Here is a 22,897-nt window from a genome sequence, read left to right on the forward strand (position 1 = left end):
GGGCGCGGGGAACTGCGCGCTCAGCCACGACGCACCCGGCACTCTGGGGCGCTGCCCCAGGCCCCGCTCCTCAATCGCCGGAGGGGCTGGGAATTGGGGCTGAGCCCAGCTCGCCAGGCCCCGGAGGCGGCGGCGGGGCGGCTCCCAGCGCCGGTGTTGAAGCCCGGTCAGACCGCGGGGAGCGGGACGTCAGCCGTTCCGGGGGCCCGGAACCGTGCCGGGGCGGAGGTCGTCGCGCAGGCCCGCACTGCCCCCGGTCGGCTGCGTAGGCATACCCCGCGCGGCCGGCACCGACGGCAACGGCAACGTCGCGGAGTTCAACGGCACGGAAGCCCGAGCGGCAGGCGCCCCCGCTCCGGCCTCCCGCTCCGCCTCCGCGGCAGCCTGCGCCGCGGCCCGCCGAGCCCCGTACCGGCGGTGCACCGCCTGCTTCGTGACCCCGAGGGCGGAGCCGACCGCGTCCCACGAGAACCCCAGTGAGCGGTCGAAGTCCACGGCGGCGGTCACCAGCGTCTCGACGCTGTCCCGCAGTTCCTGGGCGAGACGGACGGTCGGGGCGGGAGCCCTTCCGTAGACGACGAACCCCGCGGAGGGGCCGGAGCGGCGCGGGCGGTAGACGTTCCCGAGCTGTGCGGTGAGGGTGCGCAGTGCGTCCACCTGCCGGCGGACCCGCTCGATGTCCCGCACCAGCAGATGCAGGCTGGCCCGTGCCTGGGCGTCGTGGGTTGCGTGGTCGGCCATTTACAAGCCTCTCGAACCGGCGATGAAAAGGACGGGGCCGTGCCGCGCCGGGCGCCGCTCGGCTGCGGCGGACGGCAGGTGACGGCCCGTTGGCTGGTCAACTCTTTCTTGACCAACGCGCCATACGGTGAGGGGTCACGCTGTTCCGGCGTATCCGCATATGCGAGGGGCGCGCGGCCGGGTGTGCGCCCCATGCGCGCCGCGCGGCGGACGGTCATAGACTGGTGCGCTGCCCGTGCTCCTGCCCCGAGAGGCCGTTAGCCACTGATGAAGCTCGTCTTCGCCGGCACCCCCGAGGTCGCCGTTCCCGCTCTGGACGCCCTGATCGCCTCCGACCGGCACGAGGTCGCCGCCGTCGTCACCCGCCCCGACGCCCCCGCGGGCCGCGGCCGGCGTCTGGTGGCGAGTCCGGTCGCCGAGCGGGCCGAGGAGGCGGGCATCGAGGTGCTCAAGCCCGCGAAGCCACGCGACGAGGAGTTCCTGGCCCGGCTGCGCGAGATCGGTCCGGACTGCTGCCCGGTCGTCGCGTACGGCGCCCTGCTGCCCAAGGTCGCCCTCGACGTGCCCGCCCGCGGCTGGGTCAACCTGCACTTCTCGCTGCTGCCCGCCTGGCGCGGCGCCGCCCCCGTGCAGCACGCGATCATGGCAGGCGACGAGATCACCGGCGCCTCCACGTTCCTGATCGAGCAGGGCCTCGACTCCGGGCCCGTCTACGGCACGGTCACCGAGGCGATCCGCTCCACCGACACCAGCGGCGACCTGCTGACCCGGCTCGCGTTCGCGGGCTCGGGGCTGCTCGTCGCCACGATGGACGGCATCGAGGACGGCTCGCTCACCGCGCTCCCGCAGCCCGCCGACGGCATCTCCCTCGCGCCGAAGATCACCGTCGAGAACGCCCGGATCGACTGGGCCGCGCCCGCGCTGCGCGTGGACCGCGTCGTGCGCGGCTGCACGCCCGCGCCCGGCGCCTGGACCGAGTTCCGCGGCGAGCGCCTGAAGGTCCGCCAGGCCCACCTCGTCACCGACCGCACGGACCTCGCGCCCGGCGAGCTGAGCGTCGGCAAGAAGAACCTGTACGTCGGCACCGGCTCGCACGCCGTCGAACTGCTCTGGGTGCAGGCCCAGGGCAAGAAGCCGATGGCCGCCGCCGACTGGGCGCGCGGCGTGCGCATCGCCGACGGCGAGCGCCTGGGCTGAGGCCCGCGCTCACCGGGCGGGCGCCGGGACGTACGCTGGAAGCGTCCGGCCCGGCGCCCGCCCGTCCTCATCGGACCCCGGCACGTCCGGCCCCGGCCCACCATCCCGGCCTACGGAACCACGCGTAGCGCCCGTACGACCTCAGCAGCGGAGCACCTTTGAGCGAGCAGTCGGCATCCTCGTCCCCCCGTCGTCCCCGCAAGCAGGGCAAGCCGTACCGGCGGCCCCAGAAGGACCCCGTGCGCGTCCTCGCGTTCGAGGCGCTGCGCGCGGTCGACGAGCGGGACGCCTACGCGAACCTCGTGCTGCCGCCGCTGCTGCGCAAGGCCCGTGAGAAGGAGGGCCCGGAGAAGTTCGACGGGCGGGACGCGGCGCTCGCCACCGAGCTGGTCTACGGCACGCTGCGCCGGCAGGGCACGTACGACGCGATCGTGGCCGCCTGCATCGACCGGCCGCTGCGCGAGGTGGACCCGCCGGTCCTGGACGTGCTGAACCTCGGCGTCCACCAGTTGCTCGGCACCCGTATCCCCACGCACGCCGCCGTCTCCGCCTCCGTGGAGCTGGCCCGGGTCGTGCTCGGCGACGGCCGCGCCAAGTTCGTGAACGCGGTGCTGCGCAAGGTCGCGCGGGACGACCTCGACACCTGGCTGGAGCGCGTCGCGCCGCCCTACGACGAGGACCCCGAGGACCATCTCGCCGTAGTGCATTCGCACCCGCGATGGGTCGTCTCGGCGCTGTGGGACGCTCTCGGCGGCGGTCGCGCGGGCATCGAGGACTTGCTGGAAGCCGACAACGAGCGGCCCGAGGTCACTCTCGTCGCCCGCCCCGGACGGACCACCGCCGACGCCGTACTGGCTGAAGTGGGCGAGGATTCCGGGCTTCCCGGGCGCTGGTCCCCGTATGCGGTGCGGCTCGCGGAGGGCGGTGAGCCGGGCTCGTTCGGCATCGTGCGCACCGGCCGTGCCGGCGTCCAGGACGAGGGCAGTCAGCTTGTCGCCATCGCACTTGCGAACGCTCCGGTGGAGGGCTCCGACGCGAAGTGGCTCGACGGCTGTGCGGGCCCCGGCGGCAAGGCGGCCATGCTCGCGGGCCTCGCCGCCGAGCGCGGGGCGACCCTGCTCGCCGCCGAGAAGCAGCCGCACCGCGCCGGGCTCGTCGGCAAGGCGCTCGCGGGCAACCCGGGCCCGTACCAGGTCATCGCCGCCGACGGCACCCGCCCGCCGTGGCGGCCCGGCACCTTCGACCGCGTCCTCATGGACGTGCCCTGCACGGGACTCGGCGCGCTGCGGCGCAGGCCCGAGGCCCGCTGGCGGCGCCGCCCCGAGGACCTCGACGGCTTCGCCCCGCTCCAGCGCTCCCTGCTGCGCACGGCCCTGGAGTCCGTACGCGTCGGAGGCGTCGTCGGCTACGCGACCTGCTCCCCGCACCTCGCCGAGACCCGCGCCGTCGTGGACGACGCCCTCAAGGCGTTCCCCGGCGCCGAACTGATCGACGCCCGGCCGCTGATGCCCGGTGTGCCCGCGCTCGGCGACGGCCCGGACGTCCAGCTCTGGCCGCACCTCCACGGCACCGACGCGATGTATCTGGCCCTCATCCGCCGCACGGCCTGACCTGCGCCCGCCCTGATCTGCGCACGGCCTGGCCTGCGCCCCGCCTGACCTGCGCGCTTCCGGTGCGGCGGGGCGGCCCGCCGGGCGCGTGGGCCGTTCGGGTCCAAGATCGGGACGGCTCGATCCGCCTGCCGTGTCCGCCGTGTTCCGCCCTTCATGATCATGCCCGGGCCGGGATTCCCCACCGGCCCGAGCGCCCGCGTGCGCGTGGTGCGTCCCCCACCCGCGGGGCCGGGCCGAGGCCCGGTCCGCATGAAGGAGAACCTGTGTTCAGCAAGGGCAAGCGGACCTTCGGGTCCCTGATCATGGCCGTCGCCGCGGCGGCCACCCTCACCGTCGCCGTCCCCGGCTCGGCCTACGCCATCGACCACGTCGAGTGCCGTGGCGGCGAGAACTACCTGAAGATCTGGTCGCACTCCGGCGGCCGCGACAGCGTCGACTGCTACGCCAACGCCGGCCGCACCGGCTTCGGCGACTGGTGGGTCGACCGGATCTCCACCGGCAACAACGACGTCATCTACTACGACGCGAACGGCGACTCGGTCCGTATCGACCGCTGGACGGACATCACGTTCCCCAACCGTCCGCCGAAGGTACGGAGCATCGAGATCCTTTGATCCGCTGATCGACTGATCCGCCGCTCCTGAGCGCGCGTCCCACGCCCGCTCACCCGCCACCGTCCCGCCGGTCGCCGTCCCCTCCCGGCGGGCGGACCGGGGGGACGGTCGTCGGCGCGGCCCGCGCGCACCCGGTCCGGCCGGTGGACCGCGGCGGGGAAGGGTCCCGGAGCATGGCAGGCTTGGGGCATGGCCGCGCAGATCAACCCCAGCATCCTGTCCGCCGACTTCGCCCGCCTCGCCGAGGAGGCGCGGGCCGTGGACGGCGCCGACTGGCTCCACGTCGACGTCATGGACAACCACTTCGTCCCGAACCTCACCCTCGGGGTGCCGGTCGTAGAGTCCCTGGCCCGGGCGACGGACACGCCGCTGGACTGCCATCTGATGATCGAGGACCCCGATCGCTGGGCCCCGCAGTACGTCGAGGCGGGGGCGGGTTCCGTCACCTTCCACGCCGAGGCCGCCGCCGCGCCCGTGCGCCTCGCCCGCGAGATCCGCGCCAAGGGCGCCCGCGCCTCCATGGCCCTCAAGCCGGCGACGCCCATCGAGCCGTACGAGGACCTGCTGCCCGAGCTGGACATGCTGCTGATCATGACCGTGGAGCCCGGCTTCGGAGGTCAGGCGTTCCTCGACATCATGCTGCCCAAGATCCGCCGTACCCGTGAGCTGATCGCCAAGCACGGCCTCGAGCTGTGGCTCCAGGTCGACGGCGGCGTCTCGGCGTCCACCATCGAGCGGTGCGCGGAGGCCGGTGCGGACGTCTTCGTCGCCGGTTCGGCCGTGTACGGCGCCGAGGACCCCGCGCAGGCGGTCCGCGCCCTGCGCGCGCAGGCCGACGCGAGCACCGCTTCGGCCGCCTGGGCATGCGGCCACTGAGCCACGGATACGTGAACGCCGGACAGCAGGGCTGATCAACCTCGGCGGATCTGCAAGGATGAACGTCATACCCAGGTTGTGAACGCAGTGAGTCGAGCAGAACAGCAGTGAGGAGATCGCCGTGTCCGCATCGTCGGCGGGACGGGCAGCCCTGCGGATGGGACCCGCGGAGCTGGTGCAGGCGGCGGCCATGGCCCGCCGCTTCTACCTAGAGGGCAAGTCGAAGATCCAGATCGCCGAGGAGTTCGGCGTCAGCCGCTTCAAGGTGGCCCGGGTCCTGGAGACCGCCCTGGAACGGGATCTCGTACGCATCGAGATCCGGGTCCCGGCCGAGCTGGACGCCGAGCGCTCCGATGCGCTGCGCGCGCGGTACGGGCTGCGGCACGCGGTGGTCGTGGAGTCGCCGGCCGACGCCGACGAGTCCCCCGACCCGGAGAACCTCGGCGAGGTCGCGGCCGACCTCCTCGGCGAGCTGGTCACCGAGGGCGATGTCCTCGGCCTCGCCTGGGGCCGTTCGACCATCCACATGGCGGCGGCCCTCAACCGGCTGCCCCCGTGCACGGTCGTGCAGCTCACCGGCGTGTACGACGCCGGGACCGCCGAGCGCGGCTCGGTGGAGGCCGTCAGGCGCGCCGCCCAGGTCTCCGGCGGCGACGCCCACCCGATCTACGCGCCGATGCTGCTCCCGGACGCCGCGACCGCCGGCGCCCTGCGCAACCAGACGGGCATCGCGCGGGCCTTCGAGTACTTCGACAAGGTCACCGTCGCCTGTGTGTCGATCGGCTCGTGGGAGCCCGGCATCTCCACCGTGCACGACATGCTCAGCGACGAGGAGCGCGCGCACTACGCCTCCCTCGGCGTGGCCGCCGAGATGTCCGCGCACCTCTTCGACGCGCAGGGCCGCCGCGTCGGCCGTGACCTCGGCGAGCGCTGCATCACCGTCGAGGCGGACCGGCTGCGCCGCATACCGGAGGTCGTCGCCATCGCGGGCGGCCAGCGCAAGGCCGCCGCCATCGACGCGGTCCTGCGCTCCGGCCTGGTCACCAGCCTCGTCACCGACACCGCCGCCGCCGACTTCCTGCTCACCGCGGGTTCCACCCCGCGCCCCGCGCTCCAGCGCGCCGACCCCGACGACTGACCCCCGGCCGCCGCTCCGGCGCGCGGGGGAGCCCGGGTGGGCCCGGCGCCGGTGCGGCGGCCCGGGGCCTTCGGGCATGACAGCATCGGGGCATGGGTCTGATCTTTCCCCGGCGTCCCGTGCGGGCGCTCCTCGGCGTTCTCGTCGCCCTGGCCGCGCTGCTCCTCGGCGGCTGCACCACCGGCGACTCCTCTTCCTCCGCCTCTTCCCCCGGCAGTTCGGGGCGGCCCTCCGGCTCCTCGGGCGCCGCCCCCTCCTGGGCGCCGCACGGCATGGCGGTCGTGCCCGAACGGCAGTTGCCGGCCGAGGCGCGGACCACGCTGAAGCTCATCGACAAGGGCGGCCCGTTCCCGTACGCCAAGGACGGCAGCGTCTTCGGCAACTACGAGGGGGAGCTGCCCCGGGAGCGGCGCGGCTACTACCACGAGTACACGGTCCCGACGCCCGGCGCGCACAACCGGGGCGCCCGGCGCCTGGTCACCGGCAGCGAGTCGGAGACGTACTACACCGACGACCACTACTCCTCGTTCAAGGCGGTGCAGCGATGACCGGCCACCCGACCGTTCCTGACGCCGCGTGGGACGTACGCGTCCTCGACCTCTCCGGCGCCGACGGCAAGGCCGCGCTGCTCGACGGGTGCGCGAGCGTCCTCGGTCTGCCCGACTGGTTCGGGCGCAACTGGGACGCGCTCGCCGACTCCCTGGGCGACCCCGGGCAGCTCCCCGCGTCCGCGGGCGCGGGGCGGCTGCTGCTCGTGGTCGCGGGCTGGCGGGAGTTCGCGCGGCGGGCGCCCGGCGACTGGGAGGTCGCCGAGGAGGTCTTCGCCGAGGCAGGCGCGCTCACGGTGACGCTCGCGCTGAACGCGCCGCCCGCCCGGGCCGGTGCCGAGGACGCCCGGACCGGAGTCGAGGACGCGCGAGGCGGGTCCGCCTGACGGCGGGCGGTTGACGGTTCGTCGCCCGGCAACCGTCAGGAACCGCTCGTTCCGGGGGTTTTGGGCGCTTTTCCGGCGCGAGCGGTGGGTGCGCGGGGATTCTGCGAGGGATCCCTGAACACCACCGTAAGGAGACCTCCAGTGCGCCGACCCACCCGGAGAGCCCTCGCCGCCCTCGCCGCCGCGACCGGCCTCGCCCTCACCCTCCTCACTCCCGCGCCCGCTTCGGCCGCCACCGTCAGCCGCTTCGCCAACTACCGCTACGGGCACTGCCTGCGCGAGAACTCCGACACCGGCCTCAAGGGCGACGCCTGCAACTCCGGGCGCAGCGGCATGCTGTGGCAGTGGAACGGCCGCCTGAACACCGCCACCACCCTCAAGAACAACCACTGGGGGCGCTGCCTCGACAGCAACGACCGAGGCGACGTCTACCCGCTGTCCTGCAACGGCGGCTCGTACCAGAAGTGGCGTACGGTCCAGCCCGCCGCCCGCAGCGCCATCATGCTGCAGAGCGTCGGCACCGGCCGCTGCCTCTACGAGCAGGACAACGGCCTGTACCGCACCGCCCGCTGCGACCGGGGCGCCCAGAACCAGCGCTTCACGACCGGCTGACGGTCCCCTGCCCGCCCGCGGCGCCCGCCGCAGTACGCCGTGCCGGAGCCCAGCCAGGGCCCGGCACGGCCGCCCGCAAACTGGCGTGTGTACGCCTCCTGCGGATCGGCCAACAGGCTTTCTGTCGGGCCCTGTTCGACGATCTTCCCGCCGCGCATCACGAGCGCCCGGTCGCTGATCTGGTGGACCACCGCGAGGTCGTGCGAGATGCACAGGTAGGAGATCTCCCGCTGTTCGCGGATGTCGGCGAGCAGATTGAGGATCTGGGCCTGGATCGACACGTCGAGCGCGGCGACCGCCTCGTCCAGGACGAGCACCCGCGGCTCGGCCGCCAGCGCCCGGGCGATGGCCACGCGCTGACGCTGCCCGCCCGACAACTGACCGGGACGCATGGCCGCATGACGCTCCGCCAGGCCCACCGACTCCAGCAACTCCATTGCCCTGTCGCGCCGTTGCCGAGGCGACAGCGGGAAGTGCAGGGCGAGCGCCGTCTCCACTACCGCGCCGATCCGCTGCCTGCGGTCCAGCGAGGAGTACGGGTCCTGGAACACGATCTGGATCTCGCGGGCCCGCCGCCTGCGCTCCGCCGACGCCACCCGGCGCCGCGCGGGCCGCTCGCGCCCGCACACCGTCAGCGTCCCGCCGTCGGGCTGTTCGAGGCCGAGCAGCATCCGCGCCACGGTCGTCTTGCCCGAGCCCGACTCGCCGACGATCGCCAGGCTCTCGCCCGCCTCAAGGCGGAACGACACGTCGTCGACGGCCACGGCCTCCCCGTACACCTTGCGCAGTCCGGTGGCCGCGAGGACCGGGCCCTCGCCCGTCCGGCCGGGCCGGTCAGGATCGTGCGTACGCCCTTCGTCGTCCCTGAGCGTCACCACAGCGCGATCTCCTCCGCTCGGTGGCACGCGACGCGCGTGCCGTCCGCCAGTTCACGTTCCTCGGGCTGCGTCGCTGCGCAGGCCGCCTCCGCGTGGGCGCAGCGCGGCGCGAACGCGCAGCCCGCGCCCGCCTCCCGCGCCTCGAACGCGGCGACCGGCCGCCCCGGGATCACCGCCAGCCGGTGGGCCCGCTCGGTCATGCTGGGCCGCGAGCGCAGCAGCCCCGCCGCGTACGGATGCCGGGGGCGCTCGGTGAGGGCGCGCGCCGGCTGGTTCTCGACCGTGCGGCCCGCGTACATGACGGCGAGCCGGTCGCAGGTGGCCGCCGCCAGTTCCAGGTCGTGCGTGATGAGCAGCAGGGCCATGCCCCGGGCGCGGCGGGCCTCGTCGAGGATCGCCATGACGTCGGACTGGGCGGTGACGTCGAGGGCGGTCGTCGGCTCGTCGGCGAGGATCAGCTCGGGCTCGGCGGCGAGCACCGAGGCGATCATCACGCGCTGGAGCAGCCCGCCCGACAGCTCGTGCGGGTACTGGCGCAGCCGCCGGGCGCCGTCCGGGATGCCCACGTCGGCCAGGATCGCCGTGACCTGCCGCTCGGCCCGGGCCCGCCCGACGCCCCGCCCGCTGACCAGCGCCTCGGTGAGGAAGTCACCGACGCTGTGCACGGGGTTGATGTGGGCGCGCGGGTCCTGGAAGACCATCGCCACGCGGCGGGCCCGCAGCGCGCGCAGTTCCTTGCGGGTGAACGCGGACAGCGGACGGCCGTCGAGGGCGATCTCGCCGTGGGTGCGGGCGCCGGGCGGGGTGAGCCCGATGACGGCCCGCGCGGTCATCGACTTGCCGGAGCCGGACTCGCCGACGAGCCCGACGGCCTCGCCGCGCGCGAGCGTGAGGTCCACGTGCTCGACGACGACCTTGCGCCCGTCCCGCCCGGCGGGCAGGTCGAGCCCGAAGCCGCGCAGGGCGAGCAGTGGCGCCGGGGGAGTGCCGCCGGTGTCCTTCACGGTGTCCTCCGTCACGTCCATCAGTCCCTCCCGATGCGGTCGCCGAGGATGTTGACCGCGCAGACGACGAGCGCGATGGCGGTGCCCGCAGCGATCGCCTCCACGGGGTTGCCGCGCATGGCGCTGTCGAGGCCGGACTTGACCATCAGGCCCCAGTCGGCGGTCGGCGGCTGGATGCCGAGCCCGAGGAAGGAGATCGCGGCGAGGTCGATCACCGCGTACCCGAGCGCGGACACGGACTGCGCGACGATGATCGGGCGCAGGTTGGGCAGCAGGTGCCGTACGCAGATGGTGAGCGTGGGCCGGCCCTGCACCCAGGCCGCCGCCACGTACGGCAAAGCCCGCTCGCGCAGCGCGGCACCGCGCACCACCCGGGCGACGTACGGGGTGTAGGCGAGGGTGAGGCCGAGGACGACGGGGGCCAGGCCCGGGCCCATCACCGCGACGGCGATCAGCGCGAAGACGATGCCGGGCACGGCGAACAGCACGTCGAGGACCCGGGAGACCGCCGCGTCCACCCAGCCCCCGCACCACGCGGCGGTCAGCGCGAGGGCGGTGCCGACGGCGGCGGAGACGGCGATGACGAGGAGCGGCCCGAGCAGGGTGGGCCGCGCGCCCCACGCGAGCCGGGACAGCACGTCACGGCCGAGGGCGTCGCCGCCGAGCCAGTGCTCCGGCGTGGCGAACCCCAGGGTGTTGAACAGGTCGGGCAGGTCGGGATCGTAGGGCGCGACGAGCGGCGCCTCTCGCCGGTGGCGCCGTGGTGAGCGGCGCGGGCGGCTGGCGCGGGGTCTTCTGGGTGCTGTCCGCGGCCTCGCTGGGAATGTTCCTGGCCGCGCTGTTCTTCCTCCCCGAGACCCTTCCCCGGCGGCAGCGCCGCCCCGGCGGACTCGCGGCCACCCTGCGCGCCGCCGGGTCCGTGCTCACCGACCGCGCCTACGTGGGCTACACGCTCGCCTTCTCCTTCGGCGCGCTGTTCTGCTACATCGCCGGGTCGGCCTTCCTGCTCCAGAACGTCCTCGGCCTTATCGTGGGCCAAGCCTCCGTCGCCTTCTCGCTCGGCGCCCTGACCGCGACCCTGTCCAGCGTCGTCAACACCAGGCTGGTCGGCCGCTTCCACCCGCGACCGCTGCTGCGCGCGGGCCTGGTCACGATGCTGGCCGCCACCACCGCGGCCCTGGTCGTCACCTCGCCGGGCACCTCACCCGCGCCCTCGCGCTCGGGCTCATCGCGGTCGCCTTCCTCGGTATCGGGCAGGTCTTCGGTACCGCCACCGCGCTCGCCATCGGGCGGGTCCCGCACGCGGCCGGCACCGGCTCCGCCGTACTCGGCACCGCGCAGAGCGTCCTGGGCGGCATCGCCGCGCCCCTCGTCGGCCTCGGCGGCACGGAGACGGCCGTGCCCCTCTTCGCGGGCATGGCCCTGTGTTCGCTGATCGCCGTGCTCGCCCTGCTGCTCACACGGTCGGCCTTGGGGGAACCTACAGCCCCGGGCGGGGCGAAGTTGGCGGATGGTACAGCATCGTGAGGGCCAGTTGGCCAGGACCGGGCGGTATCGGTGATGATGGCCTAGGAGCCGCAGCCTGATCCCGTACCGGTTCGGTGCTGACTTCCCACCCGCCCAGACCGTAAAACCGCTGGTGAGAGAGTTAGCATGCGTTTCCTCAATGACATCAAGCCCGCGTACGACCTGACGTACGACGACGTCTTCATGGTCCCGAGCCGGAGCGCCGTCGGCTCGCGGCAGGGTGTCGACCTGTCGTCGCCGGACGGCACCGGCACCACGATCCCGCTGGTCGTGGCCAACATGACCGCCATCGCCGGCCGCCGTATGGCCGAGACCGTGGCCCGCCGAGGCGGTCTCGTGGTCATTCCGCAGGACATCCCGATCGAGGTCGTCACCGAGGTCATCTCCTGGGTCAAGACCCGCCACCTCGTGCTCGACACGCCGATCGTGCTCGCGCCCACCCAGACCGTCGCCGACGCCCTCGCGCTGCTGCCCAAGCGCGCGCACAACGCCGGTGTCGTCGTCGACGACGAGCAGCGGCCCGTCGGCGTCGTCACCGACCAGGACCTGACCGGCGTCGACCGCTTCACGCAGCTCTCCGAGGTCATGGCCAAGGACCTGCTGCTGCTGGACGCGGACATCGACCCGCGCGACGCGTTCAACAAGCTGGACGGCGCCAACCGCCGCTACGCCCCCGCCGTCGACAAGGACGGCCGCCTCGCCGGCATCCTCACCCGCACCGGCGCCCTGCGCGCCACGCTCTACACCCCGGCGACCGACGCCGACGGCAAGCTGCGCATCGCCGCCGCCGTCGGCATCAACGGCGACGTGGCGGGCAAGGCCAAGCAGCTGCTCGACGCCGGCGCGGACACCATCGTCGTCGACACCGCGCACGGCCACCAGGAGTCGATGATCTCCGCGATCAAGGCCGTGCGCGCCCTCGACCCGCAGGTCCCGATCGTCGCCGGCAATATCGTCGCCGCCGAGGGCGTCAAGGACCTCATCGAGGCCGGCGCCGACATCATCAAGGTCGGCGTGGGCCCCGGCGCCATGTGCACCACCCGCATGATGACGGGCGTCGGCCGCCCGCAGTTCTCCGCCGTGCTTGAGTGCGCCGCCGAGGCGAAGAAGTACGGCAAGCACGTGTGGGCCGACGGCGGCGTCCGGCACCCCCGCGACGTGGCCATGGCGCTGGCCGCGGGCGCGTCGAACGTGATGATCGGCTCCTGGTTCGCCGGCACCTACGAGTCCCCGGGTGACCTCCAGCACGACGCCAAGGGCCGTGCCTACAAGGAGTCCTTCGGCATGGCCTCCGCGCGCGCCGTGAAGAACCGCACGAGCGAGGAGTCCGCGTACGACCGGGCCCGCAAGGCGCTGTTCGAGGAGGGCATCTCCACCTCCCGCATGTTCCTCGACCCGCAGCGTCCGGGTGTCGAGGACCTGATCGACTCGATCATCGCGGGCGTCCGCTCCTCCTGCACCTACGCCGGTGCCTCCTCGCTCGCCGAGTTCGAGGAGAAGGCCGTCGTCGGCATCCAGTCCGCCGCCGGTTACGCCGAGGGCAAGCCGCTGCACGCGAGCTGGAGCTGACCCGCCCGGCGCCCCCGCGCCGCACGTGAGACCCCGCGAACCCCGCGACCCGCACCCGGGCCGCGGGGTTCGCCGTATGCCCGTCCGTCGTATGCCCCCGACCCGCCGCACCGAACACCCAAGCGGTACGCAACGGACGTAACGGACCGCGCAACGATCACCCGTCTGGCGGGCCCTCGCGCAACGATTTTCCGCCGGTGCGCAAGGTTGCTGCATTACAGGTGGGAACTGACGTCCTCTAGAGTCATCCGCTGTACGTGGCGTGGCGGGGGACGGCCTGCTCGGCGGTTCCCCGGTCAGGGAGGTGGACCGCCGCGTCCCTCGCCGCCCTCAACGGCAGCGATGAAGGAGCCAGTCCGTGCTCGATCACGGCGCACCCCCGCGCACCACACCCGCGGAGCCCGCACCGCCGGGTCTCGGCACCCGTCTCATGCGGCGCAAGCCGGTGGAACGCCTGGTCGCGGAGGGCGGCCAGGGCGAGGGCGGCAGCCTGCGGCGCTCCCTCGGGCTGTGGCAGCTCACCATGATCAGCATCGGCGCCACCCTCGGCACCGGCATCTTCGTGGTGCTCGGCGAGGCCGTCCCGAAGGCCGGGCCCGCCGTCACGCTCTCCTTCGTGATCGCCGGCCTCACGGCCCTCTTCTCGGCCCTGTCCTACGCCGAACTCGCCGGCACCATCCCGGTCGCCGGCTCCTCCTACTCGTACGCATACGCAACGATGGGCGAGCTGATCGCCTGGGTCTGCGGCTGGTGCCTGATCCTGGAGTACGGCGTCTCCGTCGCGGCCGTCGCCGTCGGCTGGGGCCAGTACCTCAACGAGCTGCTCGACGGCACCATCGGCGTCACCATCCCCGACGCCCTGTCCGCGCCGCCCGGGGACGGCGGGATATTCAATCTGCCCGCCCTCATCGTCGTTCTGCTCGCCATGGTCTTCCTGCTCGGCGGCGCCAAGGAGTCGGCCCGCGCCAACACGATCATGGTCACGGTGAAGATCGCCGCGTTGCTGCTGTTCTGCGCCATCGGCCTCAAGGGCTTCCAGTCCGGCAACTACGAGCACTTCATGCCGCTCGGCATGGCGGGCGTCTCCGCCGCCGGAGCCACCCTGTTCTTCTCCTACATCGGCTTCGACGCCGCCTCCACCGCCGGTGAGGAGGCCAAGGACGCCCAGCGCGACCTGCCGCGCGCGATCATGCTCTCGCTGATCATCGTCACCGCGCTGTACGTCCTCGTCGCCGCCGTCGCGGTCGGCGCCCGGCCCTGGAAGCAGTTCAACGACTCCGAGGCCGCGCTCGCCGGGATCATGAAGGACGTCACCGGGCAGACCTTCTGGGCGACGCTGCTCGCCGCCGGCGCCGTCATCGCCATCGCGTCCGTCGTGCTGACCGTGCTCTACGGCCAGACCCGCATCCTGTTCGCCATGTCCCGCGACGGGCTCGTGCCCAAGGTGTTCTCCAAGGTCCACCAGAAGTCCGGCGCCCCCCGCGTCAACACCGTCATCGTCTCCCTCTTCTGCGGTGTCCTCGCCGCCGCGATCCCCCTCGGCCAGCTCGCCGACGCCACCAGCATCGGCACGCTCTTCGCCTTCGCCCTGGTCAACATCGCCGTGATCGTGCTGCGCCGGACGCGCCCCGACATGAAGCGCACCTTCCGGGTGCCGCTGTCGCCGGTGCTGCCCGTGCTCGGCTTCGCGTTCTGCGTGTGGATGATGGGCAGTCTGTCCGTCATCACCTGGATCGTCTTCGGTGTCTGGATGGCCGTCGGCCTCGTGTTCTACTTCTGCTACGGGATGCGTCGCTCCCGTCTCGCCGCCCCCGCGGCAGCCGCAGAAGCACAGAAGTGAACCACCTGCCTTGCTGAACGATCTCGACGAACGCATCGTGCACGCCCTCGCCGAGGACGCCCGCCGCTCCTACGCCGACATCGGCCAGCTCGTCGGCCTGTCCGCGCCCGCCGTGAAGCGGCGCGTGGACCGGCTGCGGGCGACCGGCGCGATCACCGGGTTCACCGTACGGGTGGACCCGGCCGCGCTCGGCTGGGAGACCGAGGGCTTCATCGAGATCTACTGCCGCCGCAACACCTCGCCGGACGCCATCCGGCGCGGCCTGGAGCGCTACCCCGAGGTCGCCGCCGCCTCCACCGTCACCGGGGAGGCGGACGCGCTCGTCCAGGTCTTCGCCTCCGACATGCGGCACTTCGAGCGGGTCCTGGAGCGCATCGCGGGCGAGCCGTTCGTCGAGCGCACCAAGTCCGTCCTGGTCCTGTCGCCGCTGCTGCGCCGGTTCACCTCCGGCTCCCCGGCCTGATCCGAACGGAAGGCCCCTGAGCCGCCGCAGCCCCCGAGCCGCCCTGGCTCCCGAGCTGCCCCGGCCCCGCGCTGCGGAACCGCACACCCCCGTCGTCCCGGCGGGGGTGTTCTCTTGCTCACGTACGCGCACCCGCCGTGACCGTACGGGCACACGGGCCCGCAATGAATCGCCGGATCAGCGGCACCGCACGCAACAGATCGCATGTCCGGCCGCAACGGTTGCGTCTTGTCCCGGTGAGCGGGCGAAACGTACCTTCGTAGCGGCCCTGTGTGGCCCCCCGAACCCTTCCCGCCGCGGCCACCGGCCGCGGCGCGGTCCTGCCTGCCGATGCCCTGTGCCGCAAGGAGTCCGTACCCCATGACGTCCACGGTGCCCACCGCCGTCCAGCACACCGACGCTCAGCCGCCGATCACCATGTTCGGACCGGACTTCCCGTACGCGTACGACGACTTCCTCGCGCACCCGGCGGGCCTCGGCCAGATACCGGCGACCGAGCACGGCACCGAGATCGCCGTCATCGGCGGCGGCCTGTCCGGCATCGTCGCCGCGTACGAGCTGATGAAGATGGGCCTCAAGCCCGTCGTCTACGAGGCCGACCGGATCGGCGGCCGGCTGCGCACCGTCGGCTTCGAGGGGACGCCGCCCGACGCGGCCGGCCTGAGCGCCGAGATGGGCGCCATGCGCTTCCCGCCGTCGTCCACCGCGCTCCAGCACTACATCGACCTCGTCGGCCTGACCACCCGCCCCTTCCCCAACCCGCTCTCCCCGGCGACGCCGTCCACCGTCGTCGACCTCAAGGGCGAGTCGCACTACGCCGAGACCATCGCCGACCTGCCGCAGGTCTACCGCGATGTCGCCGCCGCGTGGAACAAGTGCCTGGAGGAGGGCGCCGACTTCTCCGACATGAACCAGGCGATGCGCGAGCGGGACGTGCCGCGCATCCGCGAGATCTGGTCCAAGCTCGTCGAGAAGCTCGACAACCAGACCTTCTACGGGTTCCTCTGCGAGTCCGAGGCGTTCAAGTCCTTCCGGCATCGCGAGATCTTCGGCCAGGTGGGCTTCGGCACCGGCGGCTGGGACACCGACTTCCCCAATTCCATCCTGGAGATCCTGCGCGTCGTCTACACCGAGGCCGACGACCACCACCGGGGCATCGTCGGCGGCTCCCAGCAGTTGCCGCTGCGGCTGTGGGAGCGCGAGCCGCAGAAGATCGTCCACTGGGCGCAGGGCACCTCGCTGGCCACGCTGCACGTGAACGGCGAGCCCCGCCCCGCCGTCACCCGCCTCGCCCGCACCGCCGGCAACCACATCACCGTCACCGACGCCGACGGCGACATCCGCACCTACAAGGCCGCGATCTTCACCGCGCAGTCCTGGATGCTGCTGTCCAAGGTGGCCTGCGACGACGAGCTGTTCCCGATCGACCACTGGACGGCGATCGAGCGCACCCACTACATGGAGTCCAGCAAGCTGTTCGTCCCCGTCGACCGGCCGTTCTGGCTGGACAAGGACGAGGTGACCGGCCGGGACGTCATGTCGATGACGCTGACCGACCGGATGACCCGCGGTACGTACCTGCTGGACGACGGGCCCGACAAGCCCGCCGTGATCTGCCTGTCCTACACGTGGTGCGACGACAGCCTGAAGTGGCTGCCGCTGTCGGCGAACGAGCGCCTTGAGGTCATGCTGAAGTCGCTCGGCGAGATCTATCCGAACGTCGACATCCGCAAGCACATCATCGGCAACCCGGTCACCGTCTCCTGGGAGAACGAGCCCTACTTCATGGGCGCGTTCAAGGCGAACCTGCCCGGCCACTACCGCTACCAGCGCCGCCTGTTCACCCACTTCATGCAGGACTCGCTGCCCGAGGACCGGCGCGGCATCTTCCTCGCCGGCGACGACATCTCCTGGACGGCGGGCTGGGCCGAGGGCGCCGTGCAGACCGCGCTCAACGCCGTGTGGGGCGTCATGCACCACCTCGGTGGCACGACCGACGCCACCAACCCGGGCCCCGGCGACGTCTACGACGAGATCGCCCCGGTCGAACTCCCCGAGGACTGAGCGAGCGGTGAGGGGGACGCGGCCCGTCACACCCCGGCGGCGCGCGCCTCCTCGTACAGCCGTGCCGCGACGTCCTTCAGCTCCTCGGCGTCGCGGACCGAGCCCTGGAGGTCGATGAGGATCTCGTCCAGGCCCACCTCGTCATGCGCCACGAGATCCCCGACGATCTGCTCGACGCTGCCCTGGAACGGCCGCCGGTCGTCGCCGGTGTACGGGCCCGGCGTGTACGCCGTGTTCACCCGCAGCACGCTGCTCAGCGGCGCCGTACGCCCCCGCTCCTCCGCCAGCTCCCGCACCCGCGCCCACTGCTGCTTGAGCTGGTCGGCGCCCATGCCGACCGGCATCCAGCCGTCCCCCTTGTCGACCAGGCGGCGGGCCGCTCGCGCGCTGCTCGCCGGGAGCAGGACCGGGATGGGGCGGGCCGGTTTCGGTCCCACCACCGAGGGCGCGATGCGCGTCAGTTCGCCCTCGTACGCCACCGGGTCAGGGCCCCAGACGGCACGGCACACCTCGATCAGCTCGTCCAGCACCCGGCCGCGCCGCTCGAAGGGCGCCACCGAGGCCGCCGCGTACTCGTCGTGCGACCAGCCCGTGCCGATGCCCGCGACGACCCGGCCGCCGCTGACCGCGTCCAACGAGGCGAGCGAGCGCGCCAGTTGGAACGGGATGTGCAGCGGTGCCACCAGGACGCTCGTGCCGAGCCGGGCCGTGGAGGTGGCCGACGCGGCGAGGGTGAGCGACACCAGCGGGTCCGCGACCCCGCGATAGTGCTCCGGCCAGGGCATGCCCGGTATCCCGTAGAGCCCCTGCCGGGCCGGCTCGGGGACGAGGATCCGCTCGAACACCCACAGGCTCTCGAACCCGATGCCCTCGGCGGCGCGCGCCACGTCCGGGATGTCACGGCCGACGTCGAACTGCTTCGTCTGCGGGAGGCTCAGGCCGAGAGGGGTCTGCGTACGCGCCATGCCGTGCTCCTTCGTCATCGTCGTCTGCTTCAACGTAGAAGGATCACCGAGGAGTTCCGCCCGCGCGCGGTGTCTTATCAGCCAGGAAGCGGCGTCAGCAACATCCGCCCCACCAGCCCCACCGACGTGTCCAGGCGCTCGGTGAACTCCGCCGCCACCGACGGCAGGTCGCGCAGTGCCCAGAGCGCGCGGGCAGCCGCCCACGCCGCGTCCCGGGCCCGCTCCAGGCTCCACGAACCGAACAGGTGCGTCAGCGGATCGGCGATCTGGAGGAGGTCGGGGCCGGGCATCAGCTCCTCCCTGATGTGCTCCTCCAGGGCCACCAGCAGCTCCCCGACCCGGTCGAACTCGTCCTCCAGGAAAGCGGGTTCGCAGCCGAGCGCGTGGCAGGCATCCACGACCGCCAGCGCGAGGTCGTGCCCGATATGGGCGTTGATCCCGGCCAGCGCGAACTGAAGTGGCCGCACACCCGGGTGGCGGCGGAACTGGAGCAGCGGACGCCAGCACGCGGGCGCGCCCGCGCCGCGTGCCGCCGCGTCGAGCGCCGTGAGGTAGCGCTCGGCGAACCGCACGTCGAGCGTGACCGCGGCCGCCCGGTCGGGGAAGCCGCCCGCGGCGCCCGCCTCGACGGCCCCGGCGACCACCTCGGTGACCGAGAGGTACACGCGGTTGAAGACGGCGACCCCGTCGCCGGGCGGCAGGCCGGCGGCGAGCGCCCGCATCCGCGCGAGCACCGGGCCGATCCCGTCGGCGGGGGCCTGGAGTTCTGCGAACCGCTGCGACTGCGCCATGCGGGAAGCGTCCCAGCCGGACGGCGGCACGGTCGCCGACGGGCCGGTCGCTTCCCCAGATCGGGCGAACCCCGGGCGAATCGGCCAGGGAGGACGCCCCGACCGGTTAGGGCCGCGCGTACGCGGCACAGTCCGGGCTCCCGGCAGTCGCGTACGCGCGCATGGGGCGCCAGCCCCTCCCATACGGCAGCGCGGGGTGCCCGCAAGTCCCGTACGGCAGCGCCCCCGCCCGCAAGTCCCGTACCACCGCGAGGGGTTGACAGTTCAACGGGCCAGAATATGTTGCATGCAATATGAAGTCCGGCCGACCCCTTGGAGGCTCCATGGACTCCCCGCGCACCTGTGATCTCCTGCTCACCGGCGGCCACGTGGTCACCGTGGACGACGAACGGCACGTGTACGAGCCCGGAGCGGTCGCCGTCAGTGGCACAGCGATCGTCGCCGTGGGCCCCGCCGACGTGATCGAGGCGGGCTGGCGGGCCGCCCGCACGGTGGACTGCCGGGGCCGGGCCGTCCTGCCGGGCTTCGTTGACGGGCACAGCCATCTCTTCCAGGCGCTGGCCAGGGGGCTGGGGGAGGGGCAGTCGATCTGGCCCTGGCTGTGCGAGTTCATGTGGCCGTACTCCATCGCCGTCGACGCCGAGGACGCGTGCGCCGCCGCGAGCCTCGCCGCTGTGGAGGCGCTGCGCTCGGGCATCACGACCGTGGTCGACAACCACTACGCGCCCACCGACGCCGAAACGGTTCTCTCGGTGGCCGACGCCATCGAGGCCACCGGTCTGCGCGGTGTCCTCGCCCGCGGCATGCTCGGCCCGAAGACCAGCGTCGCCGCCGACCGGGGCCTGCCCGACGCCCTCTACCGGTACTCCCTGGACGACGAACTCGCCCTCACCCGCGCCTGTATGGAGGCCCGCCCGCCCGGCTCGCCCGTCGAGGTCTGGCCCGCGCCCCTCAACCTCGGCTACGTCGACCAGGACCTGGTGCGCGGCGCCGTGGACCTCGCCCGCTCGCACGGCACCAAGTGGCACACGCATTGCAGCGAGGGCGCGAAGGACCCCGCGAGCTACCTCGACGCGTACGGCATCCGCCCCGTGACCTGGCTCGCCGCCGAAGGGCTGCTTGACGGTCACGCCACCCTCGCGCACGCCGTCTGGCTCGACGACGACGAGGTCAAGGCGGTCGGCGAGCACGGCGCGGCCGTCAGCCACAACCCGGCCTCCAACGCCTATCTCGCCTCCGGCGTCATGCCGCTGCGGCGGCTGCGCGAGGCCGGGGCCGTCGTCGCGCTCGGCACCGACGGGCCGAGCGCGGGACACCGCCAGGACATGTTCGAGGCGATGAAGCAGACCCTGTTCGCCCAGCGCCTCGACACCCTCGACCCCGCCGTCGCCCGCTGCGAGGAGGCCCTGGAACTGGCCACCCGCGAAGGCGGCCAGTACGTCGGCTCCGGCGCCGGCGTCCTCACCCCGGGCGCCCCCGCCGACCTGGCCGTCGTCGCTCTCGACCGGCCCCATCTGCGGCCCCTGCACCGGGCCGTCGCCGCGCTCGTGTACTCGGCGCACGGCGGGGACGTGGAGATGACCGTCGTCGGCGGGCGGGTCGTCTTCGAGGACGGCCGCTGCACCCTCGTCGACGAGGAAGCGATCATGGCGCGGGCCCAGGAACGGGCCGAACGCCTCGTCGAGCGCGCCGGCTTCGGCCCGCTCACCACGCCCTGGCGGAGCTGACTCCGCAGGCTCCCGGCCGTCCGTCCGCGGCCTCCGGTAAGTGCGCACGAGACAGCACCCGCGCGCGGGTGGAGGGAGAACGCACATGTCCGACAAGGAAGTTCAGGGGCCCGCGGGCCCCGAGGACGGAAGCGGGGTCGCCCTCGCGCCCCGGCCCGCAGGACCCGACCCCGTCGAGGCGGTGCCGTCGCTGTGGCGGCTCGTCGTCTACGGGTTCCAGCACGTGCTCGCCTTCTACGCCGGTGCCGTCGTCATGCCGCTGCTCGTCGCCGAGGGCATCGGCATGAAGGGCGACGACATCGCGCTCCTCGTCAACGCCTCGCTGCTGACCTGCGGACTCGCCACCCTGCTCCAGTCCGTGGGGCTGCCCGGCATCGGCATCCGACTGCCCGTCGTCCAGGGCACGTCCACCACGGCCGTGCCCTCGCTGGTCTCCGTGGGCCTCGCCGCCGGGGGAGCGAAGGCGGGGCTGCCGACCGTGTTCGGCGCGGTCATCGCCGCCGGGCTCGCCCTGTTCGTCGTCGCGCCCGTGTTCAGCAGACTCGTACGGTTCTTCCCGCCGCTGGTCACCGGCACCATCGTGACCGTCGTCGGCATCACCCTGCTCGCCGTCGCGGCACGCCAGGTGGGCGGCGGCGATCCCAGCCAGGGGTCGTTCGGGTCGCCCGCGCACCTCGGGCTCGCCGCCGTCACGCTCGTCGTCATCCTGCTCCTGCACAAGCTCTCCCGGGGTTTCGTCGCCACCGTCGCGGTCCTCGTCGGCCTGGTCGTGGGCACCCTGGTCGCGGCCCTCACGGGCTTCACCGACTTCTCCCGGATCGGGTCCGCGCCCTGGCTCGGCACGGCGGCGCCGCTGCACTACGGCGTGCCCCGGTTCGACGTGATCGCCGTGCTGTCGCTCGTCCTCGTCATGGTGATCATCGCGGTCGAGTCCATCGGCCAGTTCTTCGCCGTCGGGGAGATCGTGGGGCGCGAGGTGCAGGGCCGGCACGTGACCCGCGCCCTGCGCGCGGACGGGCTCGCCACGGCCGTCGCCGGGGTCCTCAACTCCTTCCCGACGACCGTGTACTCGCAGAACATCGGCCTCATCCGGCTCACCCGCGTCAAGTCCCGCTGGATCGTGGCCTCGTCGGGCGTGATCATGATGGTGCTCGGGCTCGTGCCGAAGGTCGGGGCGGTCGTCGCCGCCATGCCGTCCTCCGTGCTGGGCGGGGCGACCGTCGTGCTGTTCTCCACGATCGCCGTCGTCGGCGTGCAGATCCTCGTGCAGTCCGACCTGACCGACCAGCGCAACACGATCCTGGTCGCCGCGAGCATGGGCGTCGGCTTCCTGCCCACGGCGTTCCCGCAGTTCGCGGAGAAGATGCCCGGGCGGCAACTGCACGCCCTGTTCGAGAGCGGCATCATCCTCGGCACCCTCACCGCCGTCCTGCTCAACCTCTTCTTCCACCACCTGCGCGTCCCCGCGCGGCTGCGGAGGAACCGCACGAAGCCCGCCGAACCCATTGACCCGCCCGCACATTACATGCAACATGTTGGACCAACGGCCCGGGACTGAGGGGGAGTTGAACATGGACGCACAGCGAGCGGTGAACCCCGTGGCCGCCGGCAGTCTCCTGGCCGACCGCGCCTACGAGGAGCTGAAGGGCGCCGTCCTCGCCAACCGGCTGCGCCCCGGCGACCCGCTCTCCGTCCCCGCGCTCGCGGCCCAGCTCGGCATCAGCCGCAGCCCCGTCCGCGAGGCCGTGCAGCGCCTCATCCACGACGGACTCGCCACGCACGTCCCGCACAAGGGCGCCGTCGTCGCCACCGTCGACGTGGAGGACGTCCGCCAGCTCTACGTGGTGCGCGAGGTGATGGAGGGCCTCGCCGCCCGCCTCGCCACCGAGCGCCTGGACGCCACCCGCGTCGCCGAACTGCGCGACCTCCTGGAGCGGCACGAGCGCGAGGTCGGCACCGGCGTCGACGAGCGCGCCCACATCGAGATGGACATGGCCTACCACCGCACCATCCGCGAGGTCGCGGGCAACGCCCATCTGACGGCCGCCCTCGACACCATCCAGGGCAAGGCCCACCTCGCCCTGCACCAGCTCTGGCGCGGCCAGGAGGCACCCCGCCTCGCGGTCGCCGAGCACCGCCGCATCTTCGAGGCCATGACGTCCGGCGACCCGGACGCCGCCGACCTCGCCGCCCGCGACCACATCCGCAAGCTGCGCATCCGGCTCTCCCAGGCGGTCGCCCCGGGACCCGCGCCGGACGCGCCGCCCGGGGTCCGCCCCGTCGACTGACCAGCGCCCCCCACCCGCCGGCCGAGGCACCCGTACGGAAAAGCGCCCCGCCCGGC

General features: G+C 73.0%; 22 protein-coding genes. 16 read left to right on the top strand and 6 right to left on the bottom strand.

Annotated features, from left to right (window positions below; genetic code table 11):
* Positions 1-189: 189 nt before the first annotated feature.
* On the bottom strand, positions 190-741 hold the full coding sequence (locus tag ACZ7LY_RS26205) for a hypothetical protein (RefSeq protein ID WP_471627164.1): 552 nt from the start codon (positions 739-741) through the stop codon (positions 190-192).
* A gap of 267 nt (positions 742-1,008) precedes the next feature.
* Between ACZ7LY_RS26205 and fmt the strand changes: the two genes are divergently transcribed.
* The 8 genes from fmt to ACZ7LY_RS26245 all read left to right on the top strand — a co-directional run bounded on the left by fmt (position 1,009) and on the right by ACZ7LY_RS26245 (position 7,725).
* Positions 1,009-1,938, top strand: a complete 930-nt coding sequence (gene fmt / locus ACZ7LY_RS26210) for a methionyl-tRNA formyltransferase (protein ID WP_471627165.1) — start codon at positions 1,009-1,011, stop codon at positions 1,936-1,938.
* Between the two features lie 158 nt (positions 1,939-2,096).
* Positions 2,097-3,548, top strand: coding sequence for an RsmB/NOP family class I SAM-dependent RNA methyltransferase (locus ACZ7LY_RS26215; RefSeq protein WP_471627166.1), 1,452 nt, complete (start codon positions 2,097-2,099; stop codon positions 3,546-3,548).
* A 305-nt stretch (positions 3,549-3,853) separates the two neighbouring features.
* Positions 3,854-4,165 carry a beta/gamma crystallin domain-containing protein gene (locus tag ACZ7LY_RS26220; protein ID WP_471627242.1) on the top strand — a complete coding sequence of 104 codons (312 nt, stop codon included), beginning with the start codon at positions 3,854-3,856 and terminating at the stop codon, positions 4,163-4,165.
* Between the two features lie 189 nt (positions 4,166-4,354).
* Positions 4,355-5,041: a ribulose-phosphate 3-epimerase gene (gene rpe, locus ACZ7LY_RS26225; protein ID WP_471627167.1), complete on the top strand. Its 687-nt coding sequence runs from the start codon at positions 4,355-4,357 to the stop codon at positions 5,039-5,041.
* Positions 5,042-5,198: 157 nt separating this feature from the next.
* Entirely contained in the window at positions 5,199-6,179 is a 981-nt protein-coding gene (locus ACZ7LY_RS26230; RefSeq protein ID WP_471627243.1) for a sugar-binding transcriptional regulator, read from the top strand.
* A gap of 92 nt (positions 6,180-6,271) precedes the next feature.
* Positions 6,272-6,727: a guanyl-specific ribonuclease gene (locus ACZ7LY_RS26235; RefSeq protein WP_471627168.1), complete on the top strand. Its 456-nt coding sequence runs from the start codon at positions 6,272-6,274 to the stop codon at positions 6,725-6,727.
* A complete protein-coding gene (locus tag ACZ7LY_RS26240) occupies positions 6,724-7,113 on the top strand; it encodes a barstar family protein (protein WP_471627169.1) in 390 nt (129 codons plus the stop codon). Before ACZ7LY_RS26235 ends, ACZ7LY_RS26240 begins: the two co-directional genes overlap by 4 nt.
* A 141-nt stretch (positions 7,114-7,254) precedes the next feature.
* Positions 7,255-7,725 carry an RICIN domain-containing protein gene (locus ACZ7LY_RS26245; protein WP_471627170.1) on the top strand — a complete coding sequence of 157 codons (471 nt, stop codon included), beginning with the start codon at positions 7,255-7,257 and terminating at the stop codon, positions 7,723-7,725.
* Here the strand turns inward: ACZ7LY_RS26245 and ACZ7LY_RS26250 are convergent.
* The 3 genes from ACZ7LY_RS26250 to ACZ7LY_RS26260 are packed head-to-tail and all read right to left on the bottom strand — an operon-like array spanning position 7,647 to position 10,245.
* Positions 7,647-8,603 (bottom strand): ABC transporter ATP-binding protein, encoded by a 957-nt coding sequence (locus ACZ7LY_RS26250; protein WP_471627171.1) that lies wholly within the window; start codon positions 8,601-8,603, stop codon positions 7,647-7,649. The two genes, ACZ7LY_RS26245 and ACZ7LY_RS26250, sit on opposite strands and share 79 nt — an antisense overlap.
* Positions 8,597-9,628: an ABC transporter ATP-binding protein gene (locus tag ACZ7LY_RS26255; protein WP_471627172.1), complete on the bottom strand. Its 1,032-nt coding sequence runs from the start codon at positions 9,626-9,628 to the stop codon at positions 8,597-8,599. The genes ACZ7LY_RS26250 and ACZ7LY_RS26255 overlap by 7 nt, the downstream gene beginning before the upstream one ends.
* Complete coding sequence (locus tag ACZ7LY_RS26260) at positions 9,628-10,245, bottom strand: ABC transporter permease (protein WP_471627173.1); 618 nt, start codon at positions 10,243-10,245, stop codon at positions 9,628-9,630. Before ACZ7LY_RS26260 ends, ACZ7LY_RS26255 begins: the two co-directional genes overlap by 1 nt.
* A gap of 122 nt (positions 10,246-10,367) precedes the next feature.
* On the opposite strand from ACZ7LY_RS26260, the gene ACZ7LY_RS26265 reads away from it, so the two are divergent.
* From ACZ7LY_RS26265 to ACZ7LY_RS26285, 5 genes are all read left to right on the top strand, one after another.
* Positions 10,368-11,042, top strand: a complete 675-nt coding sequence (locus ACZ7LY_RS26265; protein WP_471627174.1) for an MFS transporter — start codon at positions 10,368-10,370, stop codon at positions 11,040-11,042.
* 218 nt (positions 11,043-11,260) lie between these two features.
* On the top strand, positions 11,261-12,703 hold the full coding sequence (locus ACZ7LY_RS26270; protein WP_471627175.1) for a GuaB1 family IMP dehydrogenase-related protein: 1,443 nt from the start codon (positions 11,261-11,263) through the stop codon (positions 12,701-12,703).
* Positions 12,704-13,061: 358 nt separating this feature from the next.
* Entirely contained in the window at positions 13,062-14,543 is a 1,482-nt protein-coding gene (locus tag ACZ7LY_RS26275) for an amino acid permease (protein ID WP_471627176.1), read from the top strand.
* Positions 14,544-14,553: 10 nt separating this feature from the next.
* Positions 14,554-15,006, top strand: a complete 453-nt coding sequence (locus ACZ7LY_RS26280) for an Lrp/AsnC family transcriptional regulator (RefSeq protein ID WP_471627177.1) — start codon at positions 14,554-14,556, stop codon at positions 15,004-15,006.
* Positions 15,007-15,366: 360 nt separating this feature from the next.
* Positions 15,367-17,070 (top strand): flavin monoamine oxidase family protein, encoded by a 1,704-nt coding sequence (locus tag ACZ7LY_RS26285; RefSeq protein ID WP_471627178.1) that lies wholly within the window; start codon positions 15,367-15,369, stop codon positions 17,068-17,070.
* 26 nt (positions 17,071-17,096) lie between these two features.
* Here the strand turns inward: ACZ7LY_RS26285 and ACZ7LY_RS26290 are convergent, their stop codons facing one another.
* On the bottom strand, positions 17,097-18,035 hold the full coding sequence (locus ACZ7LY_RS26290; RefSeq protein WP_471627244.1) for an LLM class F420-dependent oxidoreductase: 939 nt from the start codon (positions 18,033-18,035) through the stop codon (positions 17,097-17,099).
* Between the two features lie 77 nt (positions 18,036-18,112).
* A complete protein-coding gene (locus ACZ7LY_RS26295; protein ID WP_471627179.1) occupies positions 18,113-18,826 on the bottom strand; it encodes a DUF5995 family protein in 714 nt (237 codons plus the stop codon).
* Between the two features lie 323 nt (positions 18,827-19,149).
* Here ACZ7LY_RS26295 and ACZ7LY_RS26300 point away from each other — a divergent pair, with 323 nt between their 5' ends.
* The 3 genes from ACZ7LY_RS26300 (at position 19,150) to ACZ7LY_RS26310 (ending at position 22,841) form a co-directional block, all read left to right on the top strand.
* On the top strand, positions 19,150-20,553 hold the full coding sequence (locus ACZ7LY_RS26300; RefSeq protein WP_471627180.1) for an amidohydrolase family protein: 1,404 nt from the start codon (positions 19,150-19,152) through the stop codon (positions 20,551-20,553).
* Between the two features lie 85 nt (positions 20,554-20,638).
* Positions 20,639-22,111 (top strand): nucleobase:cation symporter-2 family protein, encoded by a 1,473-nt coding sequence (locus ACZ7LY_RS26305; RefSeq protein WP_471627181.1) that lies wholly within the window; start codon positions 20,639-20,641, stop codon positions 22,109-22,111.
* 13 nt (positions 22,112-22,124) lie between these two features.
* Positions 22,125-22,841 carry a GntR family transcriptional regulator gene (locus tag ACZ7LY_RS26310; protein ID WP_471627182.1) on the top strand — a complete coding sequence of 239 codons (717 nt, stop codon included), beginning with the start codon at positions 22,125-22,127 and terminating at the stop codon, positions 22,839-22,841.
* Positions 22,842-22,897 lie beyond the last annotated feature (56 nt).

It is taken from the genome of Streptomyces sp. NPDC107550 (assembly GCF_055639095.1).

Coding starts and splice junctions, on each gene's coding strand:
- ACZ7LY_RS26255 (WP_471627172.1), bottom strand. CDS start 9,628: ATGGACGTGACGGAGGACACCGTGAAGGACACCGGCGGCACTCCCCCG.
- ACZ7LY_RS26300 (WP_471627180.1), top strand. CDS start 19,150: ATGGACTCCCCGCGCACCTGTGATCTCCTGCTCACCGGCGGCCACGTG.
- ACZ7LY_RS26220 (WP_471627242.1), top strand. CDS start 3,854: ATGGCCGTCGCCGCGGCGGCCACCCTCACCGTCGCCGTCCCCGGCTCG.
- ACZ7LY_RS26270 (WP_471627175.1), top strand. CDS start 11,261: ATGCGTTTCCTCAATGACATCAAGCCCGCGTACGACCTGACGTACGAC.
- ACZ7LY_RS26205 (WP_471627164.1), bottom strand. CDS start 741: ATGGCCGACCACGCAACCCACGACGCCCAGGCACGGGCCAGCCTGCAT.
- ACZ7LY_RS26290 (WP_471627244.1), bottom strand. CDS start 18,035: ATGGCGCGTACGCAGACCCCTCTCGGCCTGAGCCTCCCGCAGACGAAG.
- ACZ7LY_RS26285 (WP_471627178.1), top strand. CDS start 15,367: ATGACGTCCACGGTGCCCACCGCCGTCCAGCACACCGACGCTCAGCCG.
- ACZ7LY_RS26310 (WP_471627182.1), top strand. CDS start 22,125: ATGGACGCACAGCGAGCGGTGAACCCCGTGGCCGCCGGCAGTCTCCTG.
- rpe (WP_471627167.1), top strand. CDS start 4,355: ATGGCCGCGCAGATCAACCCCAGCATCCTGTCCGCCGACTTCGCCCGC.
- ACZ7LY_RS26235 (WP_471627168.1), top strand. CDS start 6,272: ATGGGTCTGATCTTTCCCCGGCGTCCCGTGCGGGCGCTCCTCGGCGTT.
- fmt (WP_471627165.1), top strand. CDS start 1,009: ATGAAGCTCGTCTTCGCCGGCACCCCCGAGGTCGCCGTTCCCGCTCTG.
- ACZ7LY_RS26305 (WP_471627181.1), top strand. CDS start 20,639: ATGTCCGACAAGGAAGTTCAGGGGCCCGCGGGCCCCGAGGACGGAAGC.
- ACZ7LY_RS26295 (WP_471627179.1), bottom strand. CDS start 18,826: ATGGCGCAGTCGCAGCGGTTCGCAGAACTCCAGGCCCCCGCCGACGGG.
- ACZ7LY_RS26240 (WP_471627169.1), top strand. CDS start 6,724: ATGACCGGCCACCCGACCGTTCCTGACGCCGCGTGGGACGTACGCGTC.
- ACZ7LY_RS26230 (WP_471627243.1), top strand. CDS start 5,199: ATGGGACCCGCGGAGCTGGTGCAGGCGGCGGCCATGGCCCGCCGCTTC.